Below are 3898 nucleotides of genomic sequence, written 5' to 3'. Positions count from 1 at the left end.
AGGTGCGGGTGCGTGTCATCGGCGTTATCGAGAACCAGGCGCCGACGCGCGCGCTTGAGGCCGATCTGCCGGTCGAGGACGGGCTGGTCGCCATGGACCGCCGCAACGACATCTGCCAGATCGCGCTGGTCGAGCGCCACCGGGGCACGGGCGGCGTCACCAACGCCTTCGTTTCCGGCTTCGGCTATGTGGGCGACTGCGCCATGGCGTCCAGCGTGGCGCATGACGCCCACCACATCATCTGCGTCGGCACCAACAAGCAGGACATGGCGCTGGCCGTAAACCGCCTGGGCGAAGTCGGCGGCGGCGTCGTGCTGTTCTCCAAGGGCAAGGAACTGGCGCTGGTCGAAATGCCGATCGCCGGGCTGATGTCGGACGAGCGGGCCGAGATCGTCGCGGCCAAGGCAGAGAAGCTCACCGAGGCGATGCGCAAGATGGGCTGTTCGCTGAACAACGCCTACATGCAGCACTCGCTGCTGGCGCTGGTCGTCATTCCCGAACTCAGGATTTCCGATGTCGGCCTGATCGACGTGACGACGTTCCAGAAGGTCGATCTGTTCGTCTAGGATTGTTGATATTCAGGCCATGCCCGGCGGGCAATCGCTTCAGGTTCGAATTCACCTTTGCCGAGCGTCGGCGCCGCCCCTCATCGCCCTGCCGGGCACTTCTCCCCATATACTGACGGGGAGAAGGGGCTGGCCGCAACGACTGTCCTCTTCTTGCAATGCTGGTCATTGGCGAAACCGGTGATAATAGCGCCCCTCTCCCCGTCACTATACGGGGAGAGGATGCCGGCAGGCAGGTGAGGGGCAGCGCCGACTTCGACACCTGATGGTCTCCACCAGGAAGCTGCCCCCGGCTACCCGCCGGTGGCGATGGTCAGCACCTTGAACGGCGTGGTGATGACGATTTCCGCGACCGAGCCGACGGCCTTGCCGAGGCCCTGGCCGAGATTGTTGAGCTGAGTCGGGACGGGCTCGTCCGAGGCAAGGCCGGCAGGCGCCCGCAGCCGATCGCCCAGCAGTTGCACCAGCATTGGGTTGTCGGCGAATTTGGCGTGGTTGAGGCGGTCACCGCCCTTGGCCTGGGAAAGGTCGACCACCGACACGCCATAGCTGGCGAGGTCGGCCGCATCGCCGTAATCGCCGACGCGCGGCTTATCGCCCGAGATCAGGGAGGACAGCTTGAGAGCCCGGTCATCCGCCGAGAGCAGGATGGCGAATGGCTTGTCGGGTTTGCCGTAACGGATCATCTGTTTCTTGAACACGTCGACATCGATGTCGGGCGAGGCCAGGATGACGTAACCGAGTTTGTCGTCGAGATCGCGATCGCCGGTGATGGCAAGCTGGCGCAGAGCCTCCATGGTCACCCAGGTCCCCATCGAATGGGCGATGATGTCGATGCTCTTGACCTTGGTCTTGGCCAGCATCCTGAGGGTCGCCTCGAGGTCGTCGCGCGCTGCGTTGGCGCTTTCCTTGTCGTAGATGTAACCCGTGGTCTTGCCGCTCGAAGCCCATGAGAACAGCACCGGCGTGCCGGGATATTTCGTGTCGTGCGCGATCTGCGTCAGCCGGTAGATGCCGTCATCGAAGCCGTTGTTGAAGCCGTGCACGAAAACCAGCGCACGGTCGCCGCGCATGGCGATGTCGGCGCCGACCGCCTTGGCGAACTGCGGCGCGCCTTCATAGAAGGTGACGTCCTTGGCGGTGAAATCCTTGGCCGGGTTGCTGTTTGCCGATCCCTTGGCCCGCTCGATGGCGCCGACCTGATGGTTTTTCGGGACGGTGACGTCGACACGGGCAAAGCTGGTGGTCAGCGAGCGATCGCCGTCGAACACCTGTCGCGGGTCCTTGGTTGCCCTCTGGCGGGTGGTGGCGACGAAGATTTCATGCGTGGCCGCGATGTCGGAAGCGGGCACCGTGACCGTCGTCTTGTTGAGCAGGTCGTGCGTTTTGCCGCCGGCGCAGCCGGTGACAGCGAGCGCCAATGCAACGACGAGGTAGCTCTTCGAACGCATGGTCATACGCCGGCTCCCGCCAAGGGGGACGTCAAACGCGTGACGTCGCTGGCTATTCCGATAAGGCCAGAGACCGGCGCGGTCCAGTTCAAAGTGAATCCACACGTCCGCGATGCCGGGCAGGCACGGCGAAAACCGCGGGACCGCACCTATTGGCCAAGCAGGCTGATGCGGTCTGTCACGTCACGGTCGCTGGCAAAGCCGTCATCCTCGCGCAGCCGCTGGCCGATCATCTTCACCAGCGTCGGATTGTCGGCGAACTTCGTATGGTTGAAGCTGTCCGATCCCTTGACCTTGGACAGGTCGACGACCGACACGCCATAGGAGGCGAGATCGGCGGCATCCTTGTAGTCGCCGACGCGCGGCCGGGATCCGGCGATCAGGCCGGAGAGCCGCAGCGCGCGGTCGTCGTCCGACAACAGCAGGATGAACGGCTTGTCGGGCTTGCCATAGCGCCGCATCTGGCTCTTGAACACGTCGACATCGATGTCGGGCGAAGCCAGCACCACGTCGCCGAGCTTGCCGCCGAGATCGCGGTCGCCGGTGATGGCCATCTGCCGCAGCGTTTCCATGGTGACCCAGGTTCCGAGCGAATGCGCGACGATGTCGATGCGCCGCGCGCCGGACTGCTCCAGCATCCTGAGCGTCACCTCCAACTGGTCGCGGGCAGCGCTGGCGCTTTCCTTGTCATAGACGTAGTCGGTGGTCCTGGCACCCGATGCCCAGGAAAACAGCACGGGCGTGCCGGGATAGCCGGAATCATGGACGATCTGGGTGAGGCGATAGACGGCGGCATCGAAGCCGGTGTTGTAGCCATGCACGAAGACCATGACGCGGCCGCCACGCGCCGCGATGTCGGCATTGAGCGCGCTGGAGAATTTCGGCTGCGTGTCGTAGCCGACGACCTCGGAAGCCATGAAATATTTGGCCGGGTCATCCGACTTGCCGCGCGAGCGGCGCTCGATCTGGCCGGTCTTGTGAAGCCCCGGAACGGTGACGTTGACGCGGGCATAGTTCAGCGTCGCCGAGCGTTCGCCGTCGAAAACCTTGTTGGGATCGTCGGATTTCTTGCGCGTCGTGGCGATGAAGATCGAGTGGTTGCCGGCGATCTCCGTCACCGGCGCGGACACCATGGCGCTGCCCAGCAATTCCTGTGTTTGCTGGCCGGCGCAGCCGGCGACGAGCAAGGCCAGGACAACGATAAAAATCTTCTTCAAAGGCACGCCTGAATTTCCAACTCCGGCCGAAAGGCCTGTCTATCCTCACGATACCTCCCGGACAGGCAGAGTGCGGCAGAACTAAGTCATGTCCAGTCGAAATGTGATCGGCGCCCCGCTACGGCCATCGCAGTGTTGCGCGAAAGCCAAAATGGCGGCGTCGCCGCCGGCCTTCCAATTCCCGCAGAGATAGCGATTTTAAGCCGCCTGATGCCAGGGGCATGAGAATGTACCCACAAGTAACTGAAAATATTCCGCAAAATTTCCGCTCGGAACGACGCACATGATGGACGATGGCGCCACGTAGCCGGATATGCAATAGGCTGGCTCGCGCCGCACCTTGTCCCGGCGCTCAACAACCGAACGTGCGCGACCCGATCAATGATAGAGGTCCGCGGACAGCGTGCAACACAAGGTGGCTTTCCCAAGGGTGGTTTCCGATGAACAGTTTCTCTTCCCGCGTTGCTGCCGCTGCCGCCGCGATCCGCCAGATCTTCCCTGAAACGCCGCTGCAGGAAAACGATTATCTGTCGAAAAAGACCGGCGCGCGGGTGCTGTTGAAGCGCGAGGACCTGTCGCCGGTCCGCTCCTACAAGATCCGCGGCGCCTTCAATTTCTTCCGCAAGACACTGGCGGCCGGCAACGAGGCTGAACTGTTCGTCTG

The 3898-nt window shown here is 63.1% G+C and carries 4 protein-coding genes; 2 read left to right on the top strand and 2 right to left on the bottom strand.

Features of this window, described 5'->3' with window-relative positions:
* A partial coding sequence (locus tag EN939_RS24455; RefSeq protein ID WP_164751188.1) for an adenine deaminase C-terminal domain-containing protein occupies positions 1-566 on the top strand: 566 nt, incomplete at its 5' end.
* Positions 567-859: 293 nt separating this feature from the next.
* Here EN939_RS24455 and EN939_RS24445 read toward each other — a convergent pair.
* Both EN939_RS24445 and EN939_RS24440 read right to left on the bottom strand, forming a co-directional pair.
* A complete protein-coding gene (locus EN939_RS24445; protein ID WP_127270257.1) occupies positions 860-2023 on the bottom strand; it encodes an alpha/beta hydrolase in 1164 nt (387 codons plus the stop codon).
* A 143-nt stretch (positions 2024-2166) separates the two neighbouring features.
* Positions 2167-3240: an alpha/beta hydrolase gene (locus tag EN939_RS24440; RefSeq protein ID WP_127270256.1), complete on the bottom strand. Its 1074-nt coding sequence runs from the start codon at positions 3238-3240 to the stop codon at positions 2167-2169.
* A gap of 434 nt (positions 3241-3674) precedes the next feature.
* Here EN939_RS24440 and EN939_RS24435 point away from each other — a divergent pair.
* Positions 3675-3898: pyridoxal-phosphate dependent enzyme (locus EN939_RS24435; protein ID WP_127270254.1), on the top strand; the 224-nt coding region annotated here is incomplete at its 3' end.

Source organism: Mesorhizobium sp. M7A.F.Ca.CA.002.05.1.1, from assembly GCF_003998335.1.
GTDB lineage: Bacteria > Pseudomonadota > Alphaproteobacteria > Rhizobiales > Rhizobiaceae > Mesorhizobium.
This window is presented reverse-complemented; position numbering and strand designations above follow the sequence as displayed.